Here is a 1,519-nt window from a genome sequence, read left to right as displayed (position 1 = left end):
CCGAGCGTGGACAGGGCCGCGATCAAGACAGAGACAGAGAACGGTGAAAGACGTTTGCAGAGAGGTGGCCAAGATGAAGAAATGGCGCGTTGTTCTTGATGCCGCGAAGGTCCCGACCTGCGGCGACTGGGTTGCCGTGAGCGGGCTTTGCCCGAGCGAGGAAGAAACCGCACGGTTCCTCTTTTTGGACGGGACGGAGGCAGATGGGTTCACGTTCCTCGATGCCCCACAGGAGCAGGTTGGCAACTCTCCCAGTGGCGAGCAGGTTCCGTGGCTGCACTTTCCAGACTGCATGGAGATAGTCGGGGTGGAACGTCAGGACTGGCGTCCGCCGAGCTGGCCGCACGACAAGACGTTGTGGCGTCTGACCCTGGTAAGCCTGCCGTCGAATGTCGAATTCGAGAAACGGCTTTTGGAGGGCCAGGAAAGCAGGCGTGGTGTCCTGAGCCGGTTAGGGTTGAGATAGGCTAGGCACTTGGGTGTTGCGCACCCCAGGGCCTATTTGCAGCGCGGCAGACTAAGGAGGTTATTCGGTTCGGCACCATCCGCTTCGGTTTTCAGGTATTTCTTTCCATTCCGCGTAGCGATGATGACCCAGACCGAGTTGCCATTGACGCTGGTCCAGAAGCGCCAAGTGCCGTCTTCGATACCTTTGATGGCAACATCGAGCTTGATGCACCAGGGACCACCACTCTTGGAACCAGTGGCACCGCCGATGCTGTCAATACGCCGGTCGGAGTCCGCGCCGTCTGGAATAATGCAGGTGATCTGATGATCCTGTGGCATGACGTGATATCCTTTTTTTCATGACATTCTAGGATGCCAGGTTGAAACGGACCCGCAGAGGTAGATGCTATCTGCGAGCCCTGATGTTGTAGGGTCATAGCCTTAGCAATCAGGGAGATTGTCCAAGTTGTTGCTCGACGACTTATCGGCGGTCGAGCGAAGGTATTTGCCGGTCGTTCCGTTCACCACGGTGATGTCGACACGGGACGTGCCAGCCTGCTGGACGTAGTAGGTATGCGTGCCGTTTTCGATATCGCGGATCGCGTCAGCCTTCAGCCGTGGGGACCATGCCTCGCCCGATTTGCAAAGCTTGGTGATGTCGCTGTCCTTGTCTTTTCCTGATGCTGTTACTTTTCTGTCGGCCATCCGAGGCACTCCTTGATAATAAAAAGTTCAGTATGGCTTGTGCCATCCCTGTTTGGAGAGGTGCCGGGTATCATCCGGCACCCCAATGTTTCAGAGTCATTTTTTGTTCGGACGCTGCGTGAGCGCAGAAGCCGCCGCTGTCTTTGCCGCCGGGCTGGACTTTGGATTTCTGAGCACTTTTGATGCTGCTGATGCAGCCTTCGCGCTCGTTACTTCGCTGTTCGATTTTGCCATGTTGTTCACCTCCTTCCTTTCCTCTTGTCTCTGGACTTTGCTGAAATGGTCGATTCGCTCTTGACCAAAAATCCAGTACGTTATAGTTTTTATGACGAAAACGTAGGATCGTTCGCCAAAGAAAAAGGCCAGA

At 55.2% G+C, this 1,519-nt stretch carries 4 protein-coding genes; 1 reads left to right on the top strand and 3 read right to left on the bottom strand.

Features of this window, described 5'->3' with window-relative positions; translation table 11 throughout:
• The first annotated feature begins 73 nt into the window (after window positions 1-73).
• The gene (locus tag EP376_RS22630; protein ID WP_127657721.1) at window positions 74-466 is read left to right on the top strand and encodes a hypothetical protein; all 393 of its coding nucleotides are present in this window, start codon (window positions 74-76) and stop codon (window positions 464-466) included.
• Between the two features lie 32 nt (window positions 467-498).
• On the opposite strand, the gene EP376_RS22625 is transcribed toward EP376_RS22630, so the two are convergent.
• The 3 genes from EP376_RS22625 to EP376_RS23260 form a co-directional block, all read right to left on the bottom strand.
• Window positions 499-786 carry a DUF3892 domain-containing protein gene (locus EP376_RS22625; protein ID WP_037275356.1) on the bottom strand — a complete coding sequence of 96 codons (288 nt, stop codon included), beginning with the start codon at window positions 784-786 and terminating at the stop codon, window positions 499-501.
• A gap of 102 nt (window positions 787-888) precedes the next feature.
• The gene (locus tag EP376_RS22620) at window positions 889-1,152 is read right to left on the bottom strand and encodes a DUF3892 domain-containing protein (protein ID WP_127657720.1); all 264 of its coding nucleotides are present in this window, start codon (window positions 1,150-1,152) and stop codon (window positions 889-891) included.
• A gap of 96 nt (window positions 1,153-1,248) precedes the next feature.
• On the bottom strand, window positions 1,249-1,519 hold a 271-nt coding region (locus tag EP376_RS23260; protein WP_206074839.1), incomplete at its 5' end, for a hypothetical protein.

The organism is Alexandriicola marinus (assembly GCF_004000435.1).
In the GTDB taxonomy this organism is placed as follows: Bacteria; Pseudomonadota; Alphaproteobacteria; order Rhodobacterales; family Rhodobacteraceae; genus Alexandriicola; species Alexandriicola marinus.
This window is presented reverse-complemented; position numbering and strand designations above follow the sequence as displayed.

Coding starts and splice junctions, on each gene's coding strand:
- EP376_RS22625 (WP_037275356.1), bottom strand. CDS start 786: ATGCCACAGGATCATCAGATCACCTGCATTATTCCAGACGGCGCGGAC.
- EP376_RS22630 (WP_127657721.1), top strand. CDS start 74: ATGAAGAAATGGCGCGTTGTTCTTGATGCCGCGAAGGTCCCGACCTGC.
- EP376_RS22620 (WP_127657720.1), bottom strand. CDS start 1,152: ATGGCCGACAGAAAAGTAACAGCATCAGGAAAAGACAAGGACAGCGAC.